Annotated in this window: 26 protein-coding genes; 4 read left to right on the forward strand and 22 right to left on the reverse strand. The window is 71.4% G+C overall.

The genetic code is table 11. The features are described 5' to 3' along the window. Nucleotides 1-10 precede the first annotated feature (10 nt). From AC5L3X_RS26855 to AC5L3X_RS26930, 16 genes are all read right to left on the reverse strand, one after another. A complete protein-coding gene (locus tag AC5L3X_RS26855; protein WP_494860541.1) occupies nt 11-610 on the reverse strand; it encodes a hypothetical protein in 600 nt (199 codons plus the stop codon). Continuing rightward, nucleotides 607-1,449: a hypothetical protein gene (locus AC5L3X_RS26860; protein WP_494860543.1), complete on the reverse strand. Its 843-nt coding sequence runs from the start codon at nt 1,447-1,449 to the stop codon at nt 607-609. Before AC5L3X_RS26860 ends, AC5L3X_RS26855 begins: the two co-directional genes overlap by 4 nt. Continuing rightward, on the reverse strand, nt 1,446-2,150 hold the full coding sequence (locus AC5L3X_RS26865; RefSeq protein ID WP_494860544.1) for a VIT1/CCC1 transporter family protein: 705 nt from the start codon (nt 2,148-2,150) through the stop codon (nt 1,446-1,448). Before AC5L3X_RS26865 ends, AC5L3X_RS26860 begins: the two co-directional genes overlap by 4 nt. Beyond that, the gene (gene lgt / locus AC5L3X_RS26870) at nt 2,147-3,277 is read right to left on the reverse strand and encodes a prolipoprotein diacylglyceryl transferase (RefSeq protein ID WP_494860546.1); all 1,131 of its coding nucleotides are present in this window, start codon (nt 3,275-3,277) and stop codon (nt 2,147-2,149) included. The genes AC5L3X_RS26865 and lgt overlap by 4 nt, the downstream gene beginning before the upstream one ends. Before the next feature lie 27 nt (nt 3,278-3,304). Further along, nucleotides 3,305-4,057: a DsbA family protein gene (locus AC5L3X_RS26875; RefSeq protein ID WP_494860547.1), complete on the reverse strand. Its 753-nt coding sequence runs from the start codon at nt 4,055-4,057 to the stop codon at nt 3,305-3,307. Then, nucleotides 4,057-4,587, reverse strand: coding sequence for a MauE/DoxX family redox-associated membrane protein (locus AC5L3X_RS26880; protein ID WP_494860548.1), 531 nt, complete (start codon nt 4,585-4,587; stop codon nt 4,057-4,059). The genes AC5L3X_RS26875 and AC5L3X_RS26880 overlap by 1 nt, the downstream gene beginning before the upstream one ends. Before the next feature lie 955 nt (nt 4,588-5,542). Beyond that, nucleotides 5,543-6,952 carry a hypothetical protein gene (locus tag AC5L3X_RS26885; RefSeq protein ID WP_494860549.1) on the reverse strand — a complete coding sequence of 470 codons (1,410 nt, stop codon included), beginning with the start codon at nt 6,950-6,952 and terminating at the stop codon, nt 5,543-5,545. A 115-nt stretch (nt 6,953-7,067) separates the two neighbouring features. Next, nucleotides 7,068-7,868 (reverse strand): tryptophan synthase subunit alpha, encoded by an 801-nt coding sequence (gene trpA / locus AC5L3X_RS26890; RefSeq protein ID WP_494860551.1) that lies wholly within the window; start codon nt 7,866-7,868, stop codon nt 7,068-7,070. A gap of 155 nt (nt 7,869-8,023) precedes the next feature. Next, the gene (trpB, locus tag AC5L3X_RS26895) at nt 8,024-9,229 is read right to left on the reverse strand and encodes a tryptophan synthase subunit beta (protein ID WP_494860648.1); all 1,206 of its coding nucleotides are present in this window, start codon (nt 9,227-9,229) and stop codon (nt 8,024-8,026) included. Nucleotides 9,230-9,267: 38 nt separating this feature from the next. Continuing rightward, nucleotides 9,268-10,107, reverse strand: a complete 840-nt coding sequence (gene trpC, locus AC5L3X_RS26900) for an indole-3-glycerol phosphate synthase TrpC (RefSeq protein ID WP_189126601.1) — start codon at nt 10,105-10,107, stop codon at nt 9,268-9,270. A gap of 119 nt (nt 10,108-10,226) precedes the next feature. Next, nucleotides 10,227-10,658, reverse strand: coding sequence for a DUF2752 domain-containing protein (locus tag AC5L3X_RS26905; RefSeq protein WP_494860552.1), 432 nt, complete (start codon nt 10,656-10,658; stop codon nt 10,227-10,229). Between the two features lie 19 nt (nt 10,659-10,677). Next, nucleotides 10,678-11,208, reverse strand: a complete 531-nt coding sequence (locus AC5L3X_RS26910) for a CD225/dispanin family protein (protein WP_494860553.1) — start codon at nt 11,206-11,208, stop codon at nt 10,678-10,680. 165 nt (nt 11,209-11,373) lie between these two features. Beyond that, the gene (locus AC5L3X_RS26915; RefSeq protein WP_494860554.1) at nt 11,374-12,054 is read right to left on the reverse strand and encodes a DUF4190 domain-containing protein; all 681 of its coding nucleotides are present in this window, start codon (nt 12,052-12,054) and stop codon (nt 11,374-11,376) included. Nucleotides 12,055-12,198: 144 nt separating this feature from the next. Beyond that, the gene (locus AC5L3X_RS26920) at nt 12,199-12,807 is read right to left on the reverse strand and encodes a Trp biosynthesis-associated membrane protein (RefSeq protein ID WP_494860556.1); all 609 of its coding nucleotides are present in this window, start codon (nt 12,805-12,807) and stop codon (nt 12,199-12,201) included. After that, nucleotides 12,804-13,154 (reverse strand): phosphoribosyl-AMP cyclohydrolase, encoded by a 351-nt coding sequence (gene hisI / locus AC5L3X_RS26925; protein ID WP_494860558.1) that lies wholly within the window; start codon nt 13,152-13,154, stop codon nt 12,804-12,806. Before hisI ends, AC5L3X_RS26920 begins: the two co-directional genes overlap by 4 nt. Before the next feature lie 71 nt (nt 13,155-13,225). After that, complete coding sequence (locus AC5L3X_RS26930; RefSeq protein ID WP_189126607.1) at nt 13,226-13,561, reverse strand: STAS domain-containing protein; 336 nt, start codon at nt 13,559-13,561, stop codon at nt 13,226-13,228. Nucleotides 13,562-13,773: 212 nt separating this feature from the next. Here AC5L3X_RS26930 and AC5L3X_RS26935 point away from each other — a divergent pair, with 212 nt between their 5' ends. Next, nucleotides 13,774-14,175, forward strand: a complete 402-nt coding sequence (locus AC5L3X_RS26935) for an ATP-binding protein (protein ID WP_494860560.1) — start codon at nt 13,774-13,776, stop codon at nt 14,173-14,175. Between the two features lie 69 nt (nt 14,176-14,244). On the opposite strand, the gene AC5L3X_RS26940 is transcribed toward AC5L3X_RS26935, so the two are convergent. Together AC5L3X_RS26940 and AC5L3X_RS26945 are read right to left on the reverse strand one after the other, a co-directional pair. Then, complete coding sequence (locus AC5L3X_RS26940) at nt 14,245-16,029, reverse strand: ABC transporter ATP-binding protein (RefSeq protein WP_189126609.1); 1,785 nt, start codon at nt 16,027-16,029, stop codon at nt 14,245-14,247. Beyond that, nucleotides 16,026-17,807: an ABC transporter ATP-binding protein gene (locus AC5L3X_RS26945; RefSeq protein ID WP_189126610.1), complete on the reverse strand. Its 1,782-nt coding sequence runs from the start codon at nt 17,805-17,807 to the stop codon at nt 16,026-16,028. The genes AC5L3X_RS26940 and AC5L3X_RS26945 overlap by 4 nt, the downstream gene beginning before the upstream one ends. Nucleotides 17,808-17,925: 118 nt before the next feature. Here AC5L3X_RS26945 and AC5L3X_RS26950 point away from each other — a divergent pair, with 118 nt between their 5' ends. From AC5L3X_RS26950 to AC5L3X_RS26960, 3 genes are all read left to right on the forward strand, one after another. Continuing rightward, nucleotides 17,926-18,555, forward strand: a complete 630-nt coding sequence (locus AC5L3X_RS26950) for a TIGR03085 family metal-binding protein (protein WP_494860563.1) — start codon at nt 17,926-17,928, stop codon at nt 18,553-18,555. 167 nt (nt 18,556-18,722) lie between these two features. Then, nucleotides 18,723-18,884 carry a hypothetical protein gene (locus AC5L3X_RS26955; RefSeq protein ID WP_189126612.1) on the forward strand — a complete coding sequence of 54 codons (162 nt, stop codon included), beginning with the start codon at nt 18,723-18,725 and terminating at the stop codon, nt 18,882-18,884. Nucleotides 18,885-18,945: 61 nt separating this feature from the next. Next, entirely contained in the window at nt 18,946-20,307 is a 1,362-nt protein-coding gene (locus tag AC5L3X_RS26960; protein WP_494860565.1) for a glutamine synthetase family protein, read from the forward strand. A 51-nt stretch (nt 20,308-20,358) separates the two neighbouring features. On the opposite strand, the gene hisF is transcribed toward AC5L3X_RS26960, so the two are convergent. The 4 genes from hisF to AC5L3X_RS26980 are packed head-to-tail and all read right to left on the reverse strand — an operon-like array spanning nt 20,359 to nt 22,584. Further along, a complete protein-coding gene (gene hisF, locus AC5L3X_RS26965; protein WP_189126614.1) occupies nt 20,359-21,120 on the reverse strand; it encodes an imidazole glycerol phosphate synthase subunit HisF in 762 nt (253 codons plus the stop codon). Next, the gene (locus AC5L3X_RS26970) at nt 21,117-21,512 is read right to left on the reverse strand and encodes a RidA family protein (RefSeq protein WP_494860567.1); all 396 of its coding nucleotides are present in this window, start codon (nt 21,510-21,512) and stop codon (nt 21,117-21,119) included. Before AC5L3X_RS26970 ends, hisF begins: the two co-directional genes overlap by 4 nt. Before the next feature lie 23 nt (nt 21,513-21,535). Then, nucleotides 21,536-22,255, reverse strand: a complete 720-nt coding sequence (priA, locus tag AC5L3X_RS26975) for a bifunctional 1-(5-phosphoribosyl)-5-((5-phosphoribosylamino)methylideneamino)imidazole-4-carboxamide isomerase/phosphoribosylanthranilate isomerase PriA (RefSeq protein WP_189126616.1) — start codon at nt 22,253-22,255, stop codon at nt 21,536-21,538. Continuing rightward, a complete protein-coding gene (locus AC5L3X_RS26980) occupies nt 22,255-22,584 on the reverse strand; it encodes a hypothetical protein (protein WP_189126617.1) in 330 nt (109 codons plus the stop codon). The genes priA and AC5L3X_RS26980 overlap by 1 nt, the downstream gene beginning before the upstream one ends. Nucleotides 22,585-22,592: the final 8 nt, after the last annotated feature.

Below are 22,592 nucleotides of genomic sequence, written 5' to 3' on the forward strand. Positions count from 1 at the left end.
CGCCCGCGCGTCAGCCCGCGGCCAGCACCCGTGACTGCACCACGCGGCCCAGGCGGTCGAGGGCGATGAGGTTGGCGACCAGCTCGGTCGCGGCCCGCGGCCCGGCGGCCCCGGCCCAGCTGACCGTGACGTAGTGGCCCAGCGCGCGCACCGCCGCCCGGCTGTGGCGCGGGTCGAAGGAGACGGCCTGCTGGACGAAGCCGTCCTTGGCGAGCCCGGCCACCAGGGCGTCCGCCGAACGCCCGTCGGGCAGGTTGAAGATGACGAACTGCCCGGCTCCCGAAGGGCCGGTGTAGGTGGCCCGCAACGCCTGCGTGCAGCCGGCGGCGTCGGCTCCCCACAGGAGTTGGCCGCAGTCGTCGAACTCCTCGGCCGAGACCCGGCTGAGCGGCCCCAGTGTCCGGTTGGCGGGCGTGAAGACCTCGTCCAGGGTCAGCGGCCTGGTGTCGGCCTGGCGTGAGTCGATGACCGCGTAGAGGGCCGAGGTGGGTTCGGCTCGGAAGACCGCCGGCCGGGGCCGGTCGCGGCCCAGGAGCAGCCAGGCGCCCGCGGCCAGCACCGCGAGCACGGTGGTGGCGGCGAGCGGGATGACGAGGTGGCGGCGCGTCACGACCCCGGCCCCGTGATCGCGACGACCCGCCGGTAGACCGCCTTCTCCGCGCCCCGCAGGGTCAGCGCGAGCGACACGAAGTCGTCCCTGGCCGTGGGCTCCGCGCCGTCGGCCCGGCCGATCCAGACCAGCCCGACGTAGTGGCCCAGCGCGTAGCCGCCGCCCTCGGTGTGGGCGCCCTGCGGGAAGGACGCCTGGTCACTGGCGAGCAGGCGGGTCCAGCCGCCCCGGTAGCCGGTCTTCAGCGCCTCGACGAGCGCGTTGGCGGCCTGGCCGTCGCGCAGGTTGAGCAGGGTGTACTGGGCGACGTAGCGGCCATCGGAGCTGGTGTAGACGCCGCGCGCCGCCTGGCTGCACTCGGCCTCGGCCACCGCGTCGAGCAACTGCCGGCCCCAGAGGGCGGCGGCGCAGTCGGTGTCGAGCTTGTGCGCGACGAGCTTGAGCGTGAGCTTCTTCTCGCCGTTGAGCGTTCTGTGCCCGAACACCTCCTTCTGGGTGAGCGCCTTGCCGTCCTTGGCCCGGTCGGTGACCGGCTGGAACAGCTTGGGCGACGGCCAGCCGTGGTAGACCTCGGGGATCACCACGTCGGTGCCGAACATGGCCGCGCTGGCCCGCCGCTCGGGCGCGTAGTCGCCGAGCGTGACGACGAACGCGACGAACCCGGACGCCAGGGCGAGCACGCCCACGACGGAGGTGATGACAACCAGGAGTTTCTGCCGCTCGGGCGGCACTCCCCAGTCGGTGAGCAGCGGCAGCTGCCAGTCGGAACGCGGGGTGCGGCGCCGCTTGCGCGTGGCCGGTCTGGGGCCGGTGCGCGGAGCCTGTCTCGGCCCGCTCACAGCCCCGACGCCCCGATCAGGCTGCCGAGCCCGTAGGTGAGCGCGGCCGCGAGCGCGCCGACGACGAGCTGGCGCAGGCCGGAGTACCACCAGGAGCGCGCCGTCACCGCCGACACCAGCGCGCCCGCGCCGAACAGGGCCAAGCAGGAGACGATCGCCGACAGCCACAGGCTCGTGACGCCGAACAGGTAGGGCAGCAGCGGCAGCACCGCGCCGACGGAGAACGACAGGAACGACCAGAGGGCGGCCAGCCGTGGCGATGGCAGGTCGTGCGGGTCGATGCCCAGCTCGTTGCGGGTGTGGACCTGCAGGGCCTGCTCCGGGTCGCGCGAGATCTGGTCGGCCACCTGCCCGGCGAGCTCCGGCTGGACGCCCTTGTCGACGAAGTCCTGGGCCAGCTCGTCCCGCTCGTCCTCGGGGTTGCGTTCGAGCTCGCGCCGCTCGACGGCGATCTCGGCCAGGGCGAGCTCACGCTGGCTGGCCACCGAGACGAACTCGCCGCCGGCCATCGAGAAGGCGCCCGCCGCCAGCCCGGCGACGCCCGCCAGAGCGATGATCTTGGTGTTGGCGGTGCCGCCCGCGACGCCGGCGATGAGCGCGAAGTTGGACACCAGGCCGTCCATCGCCCCGAACACCGACGGCCGCAGCCAGCCGCCGGTCACGTCGCGGTGCTGGTGGTGCCTCTCCGCGCGCTGACTCATCGCGCGTTCTTCTCCTCCGGCACGGCCTGTCGCACACTCGCACCGGTCTCCCCGGAACCATCGGCGTCGGCGGAAACGACGGACGCCTGGGTGTCGCCGGAACCATCGGACGAAGAGCCGCCCGAGTCACCGGCCGCATCAGCCTGATCCGCCTGACCGGCCCGGTCAGCCTGGTGGTCAGCCCGGTCCGCGTGGTCCCCCTGATCATCCTGATCATCCTGGTGGGCCTGATCCACGTCGTCGGCCTGATCCGCCTGGTGGGCGGGATCGGCCTGGTGGTCTGAGCCGTCGCGGCCCGGCGTGACGACGATCTCCTCGGTGTCCTTGCGGCGGGTGACCCAGATGTAGACCAGCGCGCCGACGAACAGCACGATCGAGGTCCACTGGTTGATCCGCAGCCCCAGGAAGTGCACCGCGTGATCGACTCCGCCGACCGGGTCGATCCGCAGCCCCTCGATCCAGAAGCGGCCGAAGGTGTAGCCGGCGACGTAGACGGCGAACAGCCGCCCATGGTGCAGCGCGAACCGCCTGCCCACGAAGATCAGCGCGAAGCCGAGCGCCAGGTTCCAGATCGACTCGTACAGGAAGGTCGGGTGGTAGAGCACGCCGGGCTCGCCGCCGTGGTCGGGGTCGATCTCCAGGCCCCACGGCAGCGTGGTCGGCGAACCGTACAGCTCCTGGTTGAACCAGTTGCCCCAGCGCCCGATCGCCTGGGCGAACGCGATGCCCGGCGCGACGGTGTCGGCCACGGCGCCGAGGGACAGCCCGCGGCGGCGGCAGGCCAGCCACACGCCCACGCCGCCGAGCGCGATCGCGCCCCAGATGCCCAGCCCGCCCTCCCAGATGAACAGCGCCTGGTAGGGCTCCTTGATCGCGCGCGGGCCGAAGTAGGTCTGCCAGTCGGTGATGACATGGTAGAGGCGGCCGCCGACGAGGCCGAAGATCACCGCGGGCACAGCGATGTCGATGATCGTGCCCGCCTGGCCGCCGCGGGCGCGCCAGCGGCGCTCGCTCAGCCAGACGGCGACGACGACTCCGAGGACGATGCACAGGGCATAGGCCCGGATCGGAACGAATCCGAGATACCAGACCCCCTCGGAAGGGCTGGGAATCGAGGCAAGGGGCATGTCAGGTGAGGGTAGCGGACGCTGGGGCTACTTGGCCGCCCCCGTGACCTGATCGCGCAGTTGCTGTGGCGCGAAGGCGACGGAGTTGTCCAGTGGCCGGCCGTCGAGCTTGACGGTCGGCGTGCCCTCGATTTTCTGCTCCTTGCCGATCTTGTCACTGTAGGCGGCCTGGGCCTGCGCGTACTTCTGGCTGGTGACGCAGCTCTCGAAGTCGGGCGAGGTCACCCCCGCGTCCTTGCCCCACGCGAGCAGATCGTCGATCTTGAAGCCCTGGGCGGTCTCGCTGGGCTGGTTGTCGAACAGAAGGGTGTGGTAGGCGGACCACTGCTTGCCGTCGCTCACGCAGCGGGACGCGGCGCCCGCGCGGATCGAGTTGCCCCGCGTCGGGTCCTGGCTGAAGATCGTGATGGGGTGGTAGACCACCTTGGCCTTGCCCTCGGCCGCGAGGTTCTTGAAGGTCTGCCCGCTCACCTCCTCCAGCTGCTTGCAGGCCGGACACTGGAAGTCCTCGTAGATGTCGATGACCGGCTTCGTGACACCCTGCCTGGCCATCACCACGCCGCCGTCGGGCTGAACGGTGATCGGCGCCAGCGCGCCGCCCGCCTCCTCCGACTGTGACCTGTTGGCGGCGTACAGCCAGCCGGCCCCGACCGCCGCCAGCGCGATCACACCCACGGTCACGTACGTCGTGACACGTTTGCGCTGCTCCCGCTTGCGATCGGCGGCCTGCTGCTCCCTGATCTTGTCACGCGCCGACTTCTGGCGGTCGCCCTTGCCCATCAGGCAGTCTCCTCTTCAAGGTCGAGTACGCGTTCCCCGCCCGCCAGGCCGAGAGGCGAGTCGAGCGCGAAGCGTCCAGGCGGGAACCACACGGTCCAGGCACCCAGCAGCACCAGGCCGAAGTCGCGGACGATGTCGAGCAGGTAGCTCGGCTCCTGTCCGGCCGCGAGCTCGCCTCCGCCGCCGAAGCAGCCGCAGTCGATCCGCAGGCCATTGGCCCACGCCCAGGCGATGCCGAAGACGAACGCCAGCATGAGCAGCGCGGCGATCACTCCGGCCACCCGGGTCAGCAGGCCGACGACCAGCAGAACACCGACCACGACCTCCAGGATCGGCAGGCCGTAGCCCACGGTCGTGGCGATCGAGTCGGGCAGCAACCGGTATGCCTTGACCGCCACGACGGAGTCGGACGGGTTGCCGATCTTGAGCCAGCCGGCCGCTATCAGCACAACGCCCAGAACGAGCCGGGCGGCGGTCGTCACCCAGGGTATCGCTGCTCGCACATGGTGCGACGGTTGCGACGCGGTCACGGGCCTTCTCCTTGTCTCTGCGCCGAGATGCGCACAGTACCCGGAGCCATCCGATCACGCTGCGGATAAGCATGGGCTAAGACGTATTTCGCTCCTGTCCACCGTACCGGGTGGGCACATGTCCGGAAACCGCTGGTCACTATGCCTACCAGCGGTTCCGGGCAGCCGCCAGCGCCCACCCGTTCAGCGAATCGCGCCGCGCGCACCTGCCATGAGCCGTCGGTGCCGCGGAGGCGGGTGGGCGTTCCGGCCGACCGCGATTGCCCGGGGTCTGGTGATCCCGGCCTCCGGCCTTGGTCGGGCGCCGGGGTACTTGGCACGGTCTTAAGTCGGCCGGAACGCCCACCCGCCTCCGCTCCAGGGTGTCCGCCCCACCCACCTGGTCGCCGTAGTCCGGGCCGAGGTCCGTCGCCCTGGATACCCGCCGATGCTGAAGCACTCGTACCGCTTCTTCGTGGCTCATCGCCGTAGCTGAAGCCCGAACTTTCCGGCACAGCGCGGGTTGATCACCGCATTCTCCAACACCTGCAAAGTCCCCCACTCTTCCAAGGGCAGATCCTTCTCCGTACGAACCACGACTACGGCGCCCGGCCCGCACTGCGCCGGCAAGTGACGGCTTCAGCTACGGCGAGCAGGCCAAGAGCCGGAAACGGGCGCTTCAGCATCGGCGGGAAGGAAGGCGACGGACCCCGGCCCGTTCTGCGGCGGGCAGACAGGACGGCGGGGGCAGTGAAGCGGAGGCGGGTGGGCGTTCCGGCCGACTTAAGACCGTGCCAAGTACCCCGCGCCCGCAACAACGCCGAAGGCGAAAAACACCAGACCCCAGGCAATCGCGGTCGGCCGGAACGCCCACCCGCCTCCGCGGCCACCCAGACCAACCCAGAGAGGCGGCCCAGGCCAGCGCAGACCTGCAGCCACCAAGGTCAGCGCAGACCAGCGCCCACCCAGACCGCCCTTACGGCCACCCGGACCAACCTTGCCCAGCACTCAGGATCGGCCCAGGCTCACGCGGGTCGGCCCAGACTTGCGGGAATGCGGGTCGGTCAAGGCAGTGGGCACCCAGGGTGAGGTCACCAAGATCACAGTCAGGCCGAGGGCATCGACGGTGTGTCAGCCGCTGGTGGGCAGGCGGTCGAGCGTGCGGGTGAGGGCGGCGCGACCGGCGCACAGGGCGGCGGCCGGGTCGGTTCCGGCCGATCCCTGCCCGCGAAGATAGACCACGGTGGGTGCCACGGCGCACACCTACCGCGATGTGCGCGACCGAGTCGCGGATGGCGCCGTTGGACCGGCGCGGCGGCTCGGGGCGTCCCACGGCGAAGGTCCTGATCTCACCCGTCCACGGACCGCTGGTGAAGGGTTCGAGGCCGGGGCTGACGCTGTAGACCGGCGCGATGTCCTCGGAATGGCACCAGCCGCTCCAGTTCAGCGGCTTGGTGCGTGCCTGTTCGGCGCTGTGCTCGTCGGGCAGGACCAGCACGTCCTCGCGGACCGAGACCTCACCGATCAGTCGGCGGGTGACGGCGGGCGCGCCGTCGTAGGCGTTGCTCTCGAAGAAGACGTCGCCGCAGACCAGCTCGTGCGAGCCGGGCGCGTTCCATGGGCCCGGCCACGACATCATGTTCTTGCCGTACGCGGACGGCGGAGGCAGGGCCGCGGCCATCGCGGCCGAAGCCGAGCGCGCCGTCGCGGCGGGCAAGGGGCGGGCAGGGTCGCCGCCTACGGCGGCCAGCACGGACACGGCCGCAGCGGCGCCCTGGAGCAGCACCTGCCGGTCCGGCTCGCCGTCCGGCTCGAACGGCCAGACCCACGTCACCTCTGCCAGCAGCCCACCACGGGCTGCCACGACCGTCGCCCCGGCGCCCGAGTCGCCGTCCTCCGTCCACACATCCGTGGTCACCAGGGCCTGTACGCCTCGCCATCCCCACTGGTCGAACCCGGCCACATCCCTGAGCACGTGATCGTCGGAGTGGCCGCACTCCTCGGTGCCACGGCGGGCCGCCGCCACCGCGCCGACCGCCGCCTCGGGGGAGGTGATCCAGAACCGTACCTCCAGCGCCTCGTCCAGCGTAGGGAGAACCAGTCGACCGCTGTAGGCGGGCACCCCCTCGGGCGGCAGCCGCGACTCGATGCTCTCCGGCCAGCACCACAGCAGGAGGGGGGTGCCGGGGAGGGTGACGTAGGGAGCGTAGGTGACGTCGTCGTCGAGGTGCCCGCGCAGCCGCTCGGCGATCTCCTCGACCGAGGCGGCGGCCCGGGCCGGCATCGGCAGGGCGGGCGCCCTCAGCTGGTCGAAGACGCCGAGGGTGAACGACAGGATGACGGCCGCTGCCGCGACGCGCAGTCTCCGGAACCTGGCAAGATCCACAACGGATACGACGCCGGGCACCCGGCCGAGGTTGACCCGGAAGTAAGTCGACCGCCCTCGACGGTGGGGCACCGGGAGCGACCAGATCCGCGGCGCCCATGGCGTCGGGAAGGGATCAGGCGCGGGTGCGGACCGCTTGGGCCATCTCGCGCGCCAGCTCCCCGATGGAGGCGCGCCCGGCCGCCTCGTCGGGCGCGTCGAGCATGCGCCGGATGAATGCCGAGCCGACGATCACGCCGTCGGCGTAGGAGGCGACCTCGGCGGCCTGCGCGCCGGTGCCGACGCCGAGGCCCACGCAGACCGGCAGGTCGGTGTGGGCCCGGGTGCGCTTGACCAGGTCTTCGGCGGCCACGTTGACGGTCTCCCGGGCGCCCGTGACGCCCATCAGGGACGCGGCGTAGACGAAGCCGGTGCAACAGTCGGCGACCGCCTGGATGCGCGCCTCGGTGGAACTGGGGGCCACCAGGAAGACGGTGTCGATGCCGGCCCCGGCCGACGCCTCCAGCCACTCCGTGGACTCTTCGGGCGTCAGGTCGGGCGTGATCGTGCCGACTCCGCCCGCGGCGGCCAGGTCACGGGCGAACCGCTCGGCGCCGTAGCGGTCGATCGGGTTCCAGTAGGTCATGACGAGCGTGGCCGCGCCGGTTGCCGCCACGCCCTCGACCGTGCGCATGACGTCGGCGATGCGGGTGCCGTTGGTCAGCGAGCGGTGCACCGCGTCCTGGATGGTGGGCCCGTCCATCAGCGGGTCGGAGTAGGGCAGACCGATCTCGATGACGTCGCAACCGGCCTCGACCAGGGCGGTTGCGGCCGCGATCGCGCCGTCCTTGGACGGGAAGCCGGCGGGCAGGTAGCCGACGAGCGCGGCCCGGTTGTCCGCCTTCGCCTTGGCGAACACCGTCTGAAGAGTAGTCATGATCGTCCGTTCTCAGTGGTCGAGGCCGCTTCGCCGCCGTTCTTGCCATGGTGCCGTAGCCCGTCGTACCTCTCCCAGGATGCCTCGGCTCCGGTGCGGCGGGAAAGCGCTTGACGCGAGCGCCCGGGGTCGGGGCGGCTCGCGCCGGCGAGCCGTCAGAGGTTGAAGTACTTCATCGCCGTGCCCATGTCCTTGTCGCCCCGCCCGGAGAGGTTGACCAGGATGGTCGCCTCGGGGCCCAGCTCGCGGCCCAGCTCCAGCGCCCCGGCCAGGGCGTGTGCCGACTCGATCGCCGGGATGATGCCCTCGGTCCTGGCCAGCAGCGAGAACGCCGCCATGGCCTGGTCGTCGGTGACCCCGTGGTAGGTGGCGCGGCCGCTGTCCTTGAGCCAGGCGTGCTCGGGGCCGACGCCCGGGTAGTCGAGCCCGGCGGAGATCGAGTGGGACTCGATCGTCTGGCCCTCGTCGTCCTGCAGCACGTAGGTGCGCGAGCCGTGCAGCACGCCGATCGAGCCGGCGGTGAGGGTGAGCGCGTGCTCTCCGCTGGTCAGCCCGTGGCCGGCCGCCTCGTAGCCGTGCAGCCGGACATCCTCGTCACCGAGGAAGGCGTGGAAGATGCCGATCGCGTTGCTGCCGCCGCCGACGGCGGCGCAGACCGCGTCGGGCAGCCTGCCGGTCAGCTCCAGCATCTGGCGGCGGGCCTCGACGCCGATGATGCGCGCGAAGTCGCGGACAATCTCGGGGAACGGGTGCGGCCCGGCGACGGTGCCGAACAGGTAGTGGGTGGTGTCGACGTTGGTCACCCAGTCGCGGAACGCCTCGTTGATGGCGTCCTTGAGCGTCTGGGAGCCGTTGTGGACGGGCACCACGGTGGCGCCGAGCAGCTTCATCCTGGCCACGTTGAGGGCCTGGCGCTCGCAGTCGACGGCGCCCATGTAGATGACGCACTCGAGGCCGAGCAGGGCGGCCGCCGTGGCCGTGGCCACGCCGTGCTGGCCGGCACCGGTCTCGGCGATCACCCGCTTCTTGCCGAGGCGCTTGGTCAGCAGCGCCTGCCCGATCACATTGTTGATCTTGTGGGCGCCGGTGTGCGTGAGGTCCTCACGCTTGAGGACGACGCGCGCGCCGCCGGCCTGCTCGCTGAAGCGCGGCACGTCGGTCAGCGTGGTCGGCCTGCCCGCGTACGTGCGCAGCAGGTGGTCGAACTCGCGCAGGAAGCCGTCGTCGGCCTTGGCCTTGGCGTAGACCGCGGCGACCTCGTCGAGCGCCGGGATGAGCGCCTCCGGAACGTAGCGACCGCCGAAGACGCCGAACTTGCCGCGGGCGTCGGGGTCGTCACCGTGAACGCCGTTGCCTGCCAGGTCGGCAGCCGTGAGGATCGAGCCGTCGTTTGCCACTGCTATCCCTCTGCTCCGTGGTCGGGTCGCGTCGCCGGGTGCGCGCCGGCGGTCACCAGCGCCTCCACCGCCTTGCGTGGGTCCTTGCCGGTGACCAGGCTCTCCCCCACCAGGACGGCGTCCGCGCCGGCCCTGGCGTAGGCGAGCAGGTCATGCGGCCCCCGCACGCCCGACTCCGCGATCTTGATCACATTATCCGGGATCTTCGGCGCGATCTTGGCGAAGACGTCACGGTCGACCTGGAGCGTCTTCAGGTTGCGCGCGTTGACGCCGATGACCTTGGCGCCCGCCGCCACGGCCCGCTCGAGCTCCTCGTCGGTGTGGACCTCGACCAGCGGGGTGAGGCCGATGGACTCGGCGCGCTCGATCAGCGAGACCAGCGCCTCCTGCTCCAGGCAGACGACCATCAGCAGCGCCAGATCGGCGCCGTAGGCCCTGGCCTCCCACAGCTGGTAGGAGGTGAGGATGAAGTCCTTGCGCAGGATCGGGATGTCGACGCGGGCGCGCACCGACGCCAGGTCGTCGAGGCTGCCGCCGAACTTGCGCCGCTCGGTCAGCACGCTGATCACGTGGGCGCCGCCGGCCTCGTAGTCGGCGGCCAGCGCCGCCGGGTCGGCGATGGCGGCGAGCGCGCCCTTGGACGGGCTGGAGCGCTTCACCTCGGCGATCACCGAGATCCTGTCGCCGCCGAGCGCCGCGAGCGCGTCCCTGGGCGCGGGGGCCCGCTCGGCCCGCTGCTTGAGCTCGTCAAGCGACACGTCCTCCCGGCGGGCGGCGAGGTCGGCGCGCACCCCGTCGAGGATGTCGTCGAGGACACTGGGTCCTTCGGTCCGCTCACTCACGCGCTTGGGATCCCTCCGGTCGACAGTAGGGGGCGGCAGAGAGTTCGCGTCGCGTCCGCTCCCGGCCTGTCTTGCGATGGTATCGGCCTCACCGCCGTTACCTAGCCACAGGGCCCCTGCTATGGCGCCAGGAACGCCCCAAAGGGAAGATTCCGGACTACCCAATAAACGAGCACGACTCCGAGGAACACCCAGAGCCAGACCGGATGGGCGAGGGTCGTTCGCCGCGGTCTGCCCTGCCACCCGCGGACGAGCCAGCGGCCCCACCAGAACAGCAGGAACGGGATCATGACCATGGCGAGCGGGTTGAGCCCCATGGCGGCCACCGGATCGAGATGGGCCAGCGCGTGGATGGTGCGTAGGGTGCCGCAGCCAGGGCAGTAGAGGCCGGTGGCCCAGAGGAAGGGGCAGGTCGGGTAGTGACCCGGCTCGTTGGGGTCGATGGCGCCGACGACCGCGAAGACCGCGCCCGTCGCGGCGGCGACGCCGAGCGGCGCGAGCACGGACCGAAGCCGGTCCGTGCCGCGCCGCTCAAGGTCCGCGAAGCCCATCAGTGAATGATGCCCATCGTCAGTAGGTGTAACTCGGGGTGCTCGTCGCCGCCAGCACGATGATCAGGACGTAGCCCACGAGGACGAGGACGTTGACGATCAGGCCGGTGATCAGCGCGCGCTTCCACCAGGTCTTGGCCTCCTCGGAGGCCTGCACGGCGCCCTGGTAGTCGCCCACCTGCCACTTGGAGTTGACCTGCGACGACTTGACGATCGACACGATGCCGAAGGGAAGGCAGCAGAAGAGGGTCGTGAGGATCGCCGCCACCAGGTGGTTGTCCGGCGGGGTCTGCGGGGCGCCGTAGCCGCCCGGCTGTCCGTAGCCGCCCGGAGGCTGCTGACCGTAACCGCCACCGCTGGGCGGCTGCTGGCCATAGCCGCCACCGCTCGGGGGCTGACCGTAACCGCCACCGCTCGGGGGCTGCTGACCGTAGCCACCGCCGCTGGGCGGCTGCTGACCGTAACCGCCGCCACTCGGCGGCTGCTGACCATAGCCACCGCCGGGCGGCTGGGCGCCGTAGCCGCCGTCGCCCTGGTTTCCGTAGCTCATGCTCGTGACTCCTCATTGGTCATTCTTTGGCGAGTTGCGCGCGGCAGCCTAGCGACAAACCACCATCGACATGGAATAACGTCCGATTTGCGGACAATTTGTAACCCGACTGCGGCCATGCCCGGCCCGTCGCCCCCGCCAGCCTTCCGGCTGATCGCTCTCGGCTCAGTATCCGGTCGTCGTGGCGGCCGTGCTGAGCCCCATGAGGGTGAGCCACATGCCACCGAAGAAGATCCAGAGGATCAGCCAGAGGACGATCGTAATGTAGGACGTCACCAGGCCGCCCATCGCCATCCCTTGACCCTCCTCACCGGTCCGCTTGATGCGGTTGAGCGCGATGTGGCCGACGATGGCGCCCGGGATGCTGGTGAGGCCGCAGAAGAGCAGGCCGACGATGCCGAGGATCAGTGAGGTGACCGCCAGGCCGTTGGTCGACCTGGCAGGGGCCGGATGACCGTATTGCCCGTAACCTGGCTGGCTGTAGCCCTGGGGCCCGTATCCCTGCCCGTAGGCCTGCTGGCCGTAGCCGCCACTCCCCGGCTGCTCACCGTACGGCCCTGACGGCTGCTGACCATAACCGTAGCCGCCACCGCTCGGGGGCTGCTGACCATAGCCACCGCTCGGGGGCTGCTGGCCGTACCCGCCGCCACTCGCGGGCTGCTGGCCGTAACCACCGCTGCCCGGCTGCTCTCCGTAGGGGCCCGACGGCTGCTGCCCGTAGCCGTAGCCGGGCTGCTGACCATAGCCGGGAGACTGCTGCCCGTAGCCGTCACCGCCCTGGCCGTAGCCCCCGCCGGGCGGCTGTGAGCCGTATCCCCCGCTTCCCCCCTGGTCCCCGTAACTCATGCCCTTGGCTCCTCAGATGGTCGTGGCGCTGTGCACCGGCAGCCTATTGACTAAACGGGAGCCGGAAAGGCGGAGGTTCAGACCGACGAGAATTCGTGACCGGAGCGCGACTGCGCGCGATCACGAAGGCGCGGAGCAGGTGGTTCAGGTGGGGTCGTCGCCACGGTCGAGGGCGTCCCAGAGGGCACGGTCGTCGGCCACCGGCGGCCGTTCGCCGGCCCGCTCGTAGCGGTCGGACATGCCCGCCCAGCGGCGGCCGCGCACGATGGCCACGACCCCGCCGGCGACCATCAGCGCCGCGCCCGCCCCGGACACCGCGGGCCACAGCGCCACGGTGTCCCACTCCAGTGAGCCCGTGCCGTGCAGGATGTTGTGCTCACGCAGCCAGCCCAGCGCCGTGGCGGAGCCCGTCGCCAGCCAGGTGCCGAGCCCGGCCCCGAGCCCGCACACCGCGATCAGCGCGCCGATCACGGCACGTCCGGCGCCCTTGGCCGCCAGCGCGGCCACCACCCCCGCGAGCCCGGCCAGCGCCACCGGGGTCAGCGCGGGGCCTAGGTCTCCCCCGGTCGGGGTGACCACGTCGCCGCCCGTCTGCGCGCCCACGACGCGCACGTCGCTCACCCAGGCGCGGCTCGCCGCGAACAGCACCAGCACGCAGCCCAGCGCCGTCAGCAGGACCCACGTCCACAGCTCGCGCCGCCGCGACGGTACGGCGGCGCCGCCGGCGGGGGCCGGAGGGACGGGGCTGCTCATGGCGCTGCCGACACCTCCAGCGGGGTCGCGTCGAAGCAGGTGCGGTCGCCCGTGTGGCAGGCGGCGCCCACCTGGTCGACCTTGAGGAGCACGGTGTCGCCGTCGCAGTCGAGGGCGACCGCCTTGACGTGTTGCACGTGCCCGGACGTGTCGCCCTTCACCCAGTATTCGCCCCGGCTGCGCGACCAGTAGGTCGCCCTGCCCGTGGTGAGCGTGCGGTGCAGCGCCTGGTCGTCCATCCAGGCGAGCATGAGCACCTCGCCGGTGTCGTACTGCTGGACGATCGCGGGCACCAGCCCGTCGCCGTTGCGCTTCAGCAACGCGGCGACCTTGGGATCAAGGGACATGACGTCATTCAACCAGCCGTCGCGACCGCCTCGCGCACCGGCCGCCGGCGGGGACGGCGGGAGGCGGGGCGCTAGTCGAGCGCCTGGGAGAGCGTGTCGAAGATCGGGAAGAGCGGCGCCAGGTTGGTCCTGCGCAGCCGCCTGAGCACCTGGCCGTCAGGTGCGACGAGGGACATGGTGCCGTCGCGCTCGCGCAGGCTGGCGAGCAGCCGCACCAGCACGCCGAGCCCCGTGGTGTCGATGAACGTCAGGTTGCTGAGGTCGACGACCAGCCGGGAGCCGGGCGACTCCGCCGCTTCGTCGAGACACTTGCGCACCTTGGAGGCGTTGTCGACGTCGACCTCACCCGCGAGGCTGACGACGATCGACTCGCCGTGCCGGTGCCGGGTCATCTCCAGCACGTCCACGTCCTGCTCCCTTGACGACCTGCCTGGGCCCCGTCCGAAAAGGTACACCGGGCGAGGCCGCATTACGGTGCGTTCCACCGAGAACGCGTTACGTCACCGCATCGCGCGGAGTACCTTCTGTGCCACGGCCGGGAGGAGGATCGCAGTGGACGTCGCCGGTTCCGTTCTCGATCCGGATCCGGGCGGCCACCTGCCGGAGCGCGGGGCCGGCGATGCGTAGGGACCTGCTCGCGGTGACCTTCACGCGCGGCCGTGTCACCGTGCTGCGCCGCGACATCAGCGTGTGCGCCGCCGGAGAGGGGCTGCGGGGCAGGCGGCTGGAGGATTTCGTGCTCGCCGTCAACGAGGTCATCACCAACGCGGTGCTGCACGGCGGGGGCGGCGGCCGGGTGCGGCTGTGGGCGCGGCGGGGCCGGCTCTGGTGCGAGGTCACCGACCACGGCCCGGGGCTGCCGCCGGGCTGGATGGGGTCGGCGCGCACCCCCTCCAGCCTCGACACCGGCGGCAGGGGGTTGTGGCTGACGCGCATGCTCTGCGATCACGTCACGATCGTGTCGTCGCCCGGCGGCACCTGCGTGACCTTCTCGGCCGCGATCGGGCGGGCCCCGGGCTGAGGCCCGCCCGGGGCCGGTCGAATGGGGCCGGTCGCATGGGGCCGGTCGCATGGGGCCGGTCGCCTGGCGTCAGGAGCGGGCGGCCGAGATCCAGGAGGCGTGCAGGTCCGCGTAGACGCCGGGCCGCGCCACCAGCTCCTCGTGCGCTCCGCGCTGGACGAGGCGGCCGTCGTCGAACACCAGGACCTCGTCGGCGTTCTCGGCCGTGGAGAGCCGGTGCGCGATCGAGACGGCGGTGCGGCCTCGGGTGACGCCCTCCAGCGCCCTGGCGAGCCGCACCTCCGTGGCCGGGTCGACGGCCGAGGTGGCCTCGTCGAGCAGGAGCAGGTCGGGGTCGGCGAGGTAGGCGCGGGCCAGCGCCACCAGCTGCCGCTCCCCCGCCGACAGCGACTCACCGCGCTGGCCCACCGGGGTGTCGAGGCCCGCGGGCAGGCCGTCGAGCCAGTCGGCCAAGCCGAGCTCGGTGAGCGCGAGCAGGATCTCCTCGCGGTCGGCGGCGGGCTTGCCGTACCTGATGTTCTCCTCCAGCGAGCCGTCGAACAGGAAGCCGTCCTGCGGCACCATCACGATGCGCTCACGCAGCGAGGAGAAGCGGACGGCGCGCAGGTCGTGGCCGTCGACGGTGACGCGGCCCGAGACCGGGTCCATCAGCCGGGTGAGCAGCTTGGCGAAGGTGGTCTTGCCCGACCCGGTCTCGCCGACGATCGCGACGCGCGAGCGCGGCGGGATCTCCAGCGACACCTCGCGCAGCACGGGCACGCCGCCGGGGTAGGCGAAGTGCACGTCCTCGAAGGCGACCGAGATCGGGCCGCGCGGCAGTTCGACCCCGTCGGCGCCGGGGTCGGCGACGTCGGGCGGCGTGTCGAGCACGCCGAGGACGCGCCGCCAGCCCGCGACCGCGTTCTGGGCCTCGTTGAGCACCTCGGTGGCGGTCTGCATGGGCGAGACGAACAGCGTGATGAGGAAGAGGAAGGCGACGAGCTCTCCCGCCGTGATGTCGCCGGACATGCCGAGCCGTACGCCGAGCAGCACGATGCCGGCCAGGGCGACGGCGGCCACGATCTCGGTCAGCGGGAAGACGAACCCGACGATGGTCTGCGCCTTGACCTGGGCCGCCTTGTTGGCGTCCACGGCCGCGTCGACGCGGTCGGCGGTGCGCCGCTCGGAGGCGTAGGCCCGGATGACGGCCGCGCCCACGACCGACTCGCTGACCGCGGCGAGCATGTCGCCGGTGCGCTCGCGGACGGTCGTGTAGGCGCTGGACAGCCAGCGCTGGAACCTCGGCAGCGCGACCATGAGCGGCAGGAAGCACACCCACACGAGCAGGGTGAGCTGCCAGGAGTAGACGAACATCAGCACGCTGGCCACGAACAGCTGGCCGAACGCCACGATGATCATCAGCCCGCCCCACTGCATGAACGTGCTGATCTGGTCGATGTCGTTGGTGACCCGGGACACGAGCGCGCCCCGGCGTTCGGTGTTCTGGGTGAGCACCGACAGGTCGTGCACGTGGCGGAAGCCGCGCACCCGCAGCGTGGCCAGGGACGCCTCGGTGGCCTTGTAGAGGCGGACGTTCATCAGGTAGCCGGCGAACGCCGTCAGGACCACCGCCGCCGCGCACAGCAGGACCGCCCGCGTGATGTACGAGATGTCGGCCGACGAGCCCTTGAACCCGGTGTCGATCGTCTGCTGGACGGCGATCGGCACGATGATCTTGCCGACGGTGGCGACCACGGCCAGCGCCAGGGTGACGAGGAGCCCCTTGCGGAACTCCGGCGTGAGCGACAGCCCATGGCGGACGGTGGCCAGGGCCGACCGTTCGGCGCTGGCCCCGATGCTCCGGACGTCGCTCACGCGCTGACCCCTTCTTCCTCTTCGGCCTCGACCGCGGCCCGTTCGGCCTCCTCGCGCTCGTAGGCGGTGACCAGGTTGCGGTAGCCGAGGCAGCGCCCCAGCAGCTCGTCGTGGGAGCCGCGGTCGACGACCCGGCCCCGGTCGAGGTAGACGACCTCGTCGGCCAGCGCGATCGTGGCCATCCGGTAGGCCACGACCACCACGCTCGACGCCTCCGCCGCGTCGCGCAGGCCGTACAGGATCTTGGCCTCGACCTGGGGATCCACGCTGGAGGTGGCGTCGTCGAGGATGAGCAGGCGGGGGCGCCGGACGACGGCGCGGGCCAGGGCGAGCCGCTGGCGCTGGCCGCCGGACAGCGTCGCGCCGCGCTCCCCCACCCGCGTGCCGAGCCCGTCGGCGAGCCTGCCGACGAACCCGTCGGCCTGGGCCAGCCGCAGCGCCGCCCACACCTCCTCGTCGTCGACGGGCAGGCCGAGCGCGACGTTGCCGCGCACGGTGTCGTCGAACAGGAACGTCTGCTGCGGCACCAGCGCCACCGCCTCGGCGACGCGGCCGTAGCCCAGTTCGCGCACGTCCACGCCGTCGAGCAGCACCCGGCCCGACGGCGGGTCGACCAGCCGGGCGAGCAACTGGACCAGCGTGGACTTGCCCGATCCGGTCGGGCCGACCAGCGCCACCGTACGGCCGGACCGCACCTCGAAGGTGACGTCGTGCAGCACGTCGCCCGTGCCGTAGGAGTAGGACACCTCCGACACCTCGAGCTCGGCGGGCCCGGCCTCCGACAGCGACGCTTGGCCGTACTCCATCGAGCCCTTCGCGTCCAGCACGGCCTGCACCCGTTCCCAGCCGACGACGCTGCGCGGCAGCTCGGCGAGCACCCAGCCGAGCGCCCTGATGGGGAAGGCGAGCAGCGTGAACAGGTAGGCGACCTGGACCAGGTCGCCCGAGTCGATGGAGCCGCCCGACAGCCGCAGCGCTCCGACGGCGAGCACCGCGAGCACCCCGAGCGTGGGCAGCGCCTCCAGCATCGGGTCGAACAGGCCCCGGACCCGCCCGACCGCGATGTTGGCGTCGCGCAACTCGTGCGCGCGGCGCCGGAAGCGCTCGGTCTCCAGCGCCTCCCTGCCGAGGGTCTTGACCACGAGCGCGCCGTCGAAGCTCTCGTGCGCGATCTCGCTGACCTCGGCTCTCAGTTGCTGCGCGCGGGTCGCGAGGGGGCTGAGCCTGCGCTGGTAGACCAGGTTCAGCACGGCGATGGCCGGGAAGATCAGGAAGCCGACCAGGGCGAGCACGGGATCGGTGATCAGCATCGCGACGGCCGCGGTGAACAGCATGACGATCACGCCGACGGCCATCGGCAGCGGCGCGAGGGGCGCCCAGGCGGCCTCGGCGTCGGCGCTGGCGTTGGACAACAGCTGGCCGGTGGGGTGGCGGTGGTGCCAGGCGAGGGGCAGCCGCAGGTACTGCTTGGTGACCTCGCGGCGGGACCGGGCCTGCATGCGGTACTGCAGGAGGCCGGCCAGGATGCGCCGCCCGGCCACGCCGATCGCCTTGAGCAGCGCGGCGCCCATGATGAGCAGCACAGCCGTCCAGAGCGCGCCCGAAGGGACGTCACCCCGGTCGAAGGCGGGCAGCACGACGTTCTCGGTGGCCCAGCCGAGCGCCCAGGCGGACGCCACCGTCATGCCGCCGTAGAGCGCGCTGGCCAGGACCGCGGCCGTGAAGACCCCCTTCTCGGTGCGGACGGCCACGCCGAGGACGCGGAGTCCCTTACGCATGACGGCCGAGGTGACCTTGCTCGCCACTCGCTGTTTTTCCTTCCGTAAGGTGCAGATTTCTACATCACTGCCTATCACGGCTGATCGTGGTGTTATTCCCGAAGGTAGGGTTGGGGTCGTGACTCACGCTCGTGGCGAACGTGCCGCCCTCTGCGATCTGCTCGATCGGCTAGGCCCCGACGCCCCGACCCTCTGCGACGGGTGGACCACCTACGATCTGGCCGCCCATCTCGTGCTGCGCGAGCGCAGGCCCGACGCGGCCGCCGGCATCGCGCTCAAGCCGCTGGCCGGTCACACCGCCTCGGTGCAGGACTCACTCAAGGCCAGGCATCCCTACCCCGAGCTGGTCGGCCTGGTCCGCCGGCCCGGCGGCGTCTACGGCCTGCTGCCGTTCCTGGACGAGGCCGTCAACACGCTGGAGCTGTTCGTCCACCACGAGGACGTCCGCCGCGCCCAGCCCGGCTGGGAGCCCCGCGAGGTGTCCCCCGACCTGGACCGGATGCTGTGGAAGCGGGTCTCGGCCGGCGGCAGGCTGATGCTGCGCAGGTCGCCCGTGGGCGTGGTGCTGCACCGGATCGGCGGCGGCGTGGCGCTCGGCGGGCCGCGGATCGGCCCCAAGGTGGAGGTCACCGGCACCGCGTCGGAGCTGCTGCTGTTCTGCTTCGGCCGGCAGGAGCAGACCCGGGTCGAGCTCAGCGGCGACCCCGGCGCGATCGCCCGGCTGAAGAGCGCCAAGCTCGGCATCTGACCGTCCGGGCCCCCGCCGGGCAAATCCCCTGCCGGGTCCGCTACTTGGCCTTACCATGACGTAAGGAAGAAGCCCCCCGGTTAGGATCAAGAACATCTTCATAGAAGATGCCAGTGATCGCCCAGATCCGGGTATATACGGCTGGGAATGGACTGCAGGAGGCCCCCATGCAGGTCAAGAAGGTGATCACCTACGTTCTCGTGGCGTTCGTGGTCTTCTACCTGTTCACCCGGCCGGCCGAGGCCGCGAGCGCGGTCAATGGCGTGTTCAACGGGATCGTCCAAGGAGCCAATCAGTTGGCCGTCTTCTTTACCAATGTTCTGACCTGAGGTGCGGTTCTGTCTGCGTTAGACGCTTCCCCGCGCTGCCGGATCGTGTTACGCAGGCAGGATGAGAGATCGTCCGAGTGCCACCAAGATCAACCAGCCTGATCCCAACGTCCGGCGGATCCTGGAGCGAGCGGAGCTCGAAGGCATCGAGCTCATCCGCTTCCTCTACGCCGACCACGGCGGTGTCATTCGCGGCAAGGCGGCATCCCGGTCACGGCTGGCCGAGCGCCTCGACACGGGCATCGGGCACACGGTGGCCATGATGGCGATGAACATGCTCGACCAGTTGCAGGAGGTCGAGCATCTGGGTCCGGTGGGTGAGGTACGCATCGTTCCGGACCCCTCCACCTACGTCCCCCTCCCCCACGCGCCCGGCGCGGCGGCGATGCTGTCCGACCTGCGCGCCATCGACGGCTCTCCCTGGGACGCCTGCCCGCGCACCTTCCTTAAGGACGCGATCGGCGCGCTGGCGGGCGAGGGCTACGCGCTGATGGCCGCGTTCGAGCCGGAGTTCACCCTCGGCCGCCGCCTGCCCGACCCGTCCGGCGGTCCCGACCGGCTGCTGCCGATCGACGACAGCCTCTGCTACGCCAACTCCGGCTTCGACACGGCCCACGACTACACGATCAAACTCATCCACGCGCTGGAGACCCAGGGCCTGCGGGTCGAGCACTACCATCCCGAGCTCGGGGCCGGCCAGCAGGAGCTGTCCGTACGGCACGCGCCCGCGCTGCGGGCCGCCGACAACCACGTCCTCTACCGCGAGACCGTGCGCGGCGTGGCGATGCGCATGTCGATGTGGGCCACGCTGGCTCCCAAGCCGCTGCCCGACCAGGCCGGCAACGGCGCCCACCTGCACCTGTCGCTGTGGAAGGACACCCGCAACGTGTTCGCCGGCGACGACGGCGAGCTCGAGTGCTTCATCGGCGGCCTGATCGCCCACCTGCCCGCCCTCACCGCGCTCACCTGCGGCAGCGTCAACGGCTTCCGCCGGTTGTCGCCCCGCTCCTGGGCCGGCGCCTACGCCGTGCACGGCCCCGACAATCGGGAGGCGGCGATCCGCGTCTGCTCCCCGCTGGGCGAGAGCGGCGAGCCCAACCTGGAGCTGAAACCGTCCGACTCCTCGGCCAACCCCTACCTGTCGCTGGGCGCCGTCATTCACGCCGGCCTCGACGGGCTGCGCCGCAAGCTCGAACCGGGCGAGGCGGTCGACATCGACCCCGACACCCGGCCCGGCCGCTACCCGCGGCTGCCCACCTCGCTGGACGAGGCCCTCGACGCGCTGGAGGCCGACGAGCTGCTCATGGAGGCGCTCGGCCCGCTGCGCCGCTCCGCCTACCTGGCCGTCAAGCGGTCGGAGGCCGAGGCGTTCTCGGCCCAGGACGCCGCCTACGAGTGCTTCCACCACATGCGCGTCTTCTGACGCGGCGGGCGGCCCGCCGCCGCCCACGGGGAACGACGGCGGTCCCGGCTCCTAGCGGACCGGATGACCCGCGTGACGCAGCGTCTCCTTGACCTCGGCGATCTTCAGAGTGCCGAAGTGGAACACCGACGCCGCCAGCACGGCGTCGGCGCCCGCCTCGACCGCCGGCGGGAAGTCCTCCAGCCGGCCCGCACCGCCACTGGCGATCACCGGCACCCGCACCGCGGCCCGCACCGCGCGGATCATCTCCAGGTCGTAGCCGTCGAGCGTGCCGTCACCGTCCATCGAGTTGAGCAGGATCTCGCCGACGCCCAGCTCCTCGCCGCGCGCCGCCCACTCGACCGCGTCGATGCCGGTGCCACGCCGGCCGCCGTGCGTGGTCACCTCGAAGCCGCTCTCGGTGCCCGGCGCCCGGCGCGCGTCGACCGACAGCACCACGCACTGCGCGCCGAAGCGCCGCGACGCCTCGGTGAGCAGCTCGGGCCGCGCGATGGCGGCCGTGTTGAGCGACACCTTGTCGGCGCCCGCCCGCAGCAGCCGGTTGACGTCGTCGACCGAGCGGATGCCGCCACCCACCGTGAGCGGGATGAACACCTGCTCGGCCGTCCGGCGCACCACGTCCAGCATGGTCTCGCGCTCACCCGACGACGCGGTGATGTCGAGGAAGGTGAGCTCGTCGGCCCCTTCGGCGTCGTAGCGCCTGGCCAGCTCGACCGGATCGCCCGCGTCGCGCAGGTTGGCGAAGTTGACGCCCTTGACCACCCGTCCCGCGTCCACGTCCAGGCACGGGATCACTCTTACCGCCACGGTCATGCGCGCAGTGCCTCGATCTCGATCTCGACCAGCATCCTCGGATCCACCAGCCCGGCCACCCGTACGCCGGTGCACGCCGGCCGGACATGCCCGAACACCTCGGCGATGGCCTTGCCGACCGGGTCGAAGTGACAGTGCTCCACCACGTAGTAGCGGACCATGACCACGTCCTCGCGGGTCAGCCCACCCTGCTCGACGGCTTCCAGCGCGATGCCCATGGCGGTCACGCTCTGCTCGTAGGGGTCTCCGACGAACCTGACCTCGCCGTCGACCGTGGCGGTGCAACCCGACACGATGACCCGGTTACCCACGACCACGGCGCGGGCGTAGCCGTACCTCTCCTCCCAGATGCCACCCGAGAAGACCCTGGAACCGGTGCTTTCCATACTCATGTTGCCCATCACGCCCCCCTCTCTTAACTCACCGCGACCAGCGCGCTCTGCAGCGTGAAGGCTTGAGCGTAAAGGGCCTTTCCCACGATGGCTCCCTCCACTCCGTCCGGAACGAGAGAAGCCAGTGCGCGCAGGTCATCAAGAGAGGACACTCCGCCGCTGGCGACGACGGGCTTGCCGGTGCGGGCGCAGACCTGCCGCAGCAGGTCGAGATTGGGGCCGCGCAGCGTGCCGTCCTTGGTGACGTCGGTGACCACGTAGCGGGGGCAGCCGTCGGCTTCCAGGCGCTCCAGCACCTCCCACAGGTCGCCGCGCTCCTCGGTCCAGCCCCGGGCGGCCAGCGTGGTGCCGCGCACGTCGAGGCCGACCGCGATCCTGTCGCCGTGCTCGGCGATGACCTTCCGGCACCACTCGGGGTTCTCCAGCGCCGCCGTGCCGATGTTCACCCTGCGGCAGCCGGTGGCGAGCGCGGCGGCCAGCGAGTCGTCGTCGCGGATGCCGCCCGACAGCTCCACCTTGACGTCGACCCGGCCGATCAGCTCACTGATCAGCTCCCGGTTGGAACCACGGCCGAAGGCCGCGTCGAGGTCGACCAGATGGATCCACTCCGCCCCCGCCTCCTGCCAGGCCAGCGCGGCCGCCAGCGGCGCGCCGTAGCCGGTCTCGGTGCCGGCCTCCCCCTGGACGAGGCGTACGGCCTGGCCGTCCACCACGTCGATGGCGGGCAGCAATACGAGCGACATCAGATCCTCCGGTCGAAAGCGAGAGTCACCAGGACAGGTGCCAGAAGCAGGGAGAAGACGAGAACACCGAAGCTCAGGAAAGCCGACCCCCAGATGAGCCACACCAGCGTCTGGACGAGCAGGAAACCGAGCAGCACCACGACGTTGCGAGCCCGGCGGCGGCGGGCGAGCAGGCCCCCCTGGCGGGCCACCCGCACCGGGCGCGGGATCAGCCGGGCGAGGCGGGCACGCCGGCGGGCCGCGCGCGCCTGGCGCTGCTCGTTGAGCCGCATCGCGCGCGCCCGCTCGGCCTCACGTTCGGCCCGGCGGCGGGCCCGCTCCTTGCTCACCGGAGCTC

The organism is Nonomuraea sp. CX421 (assembly GCF_059358955.1).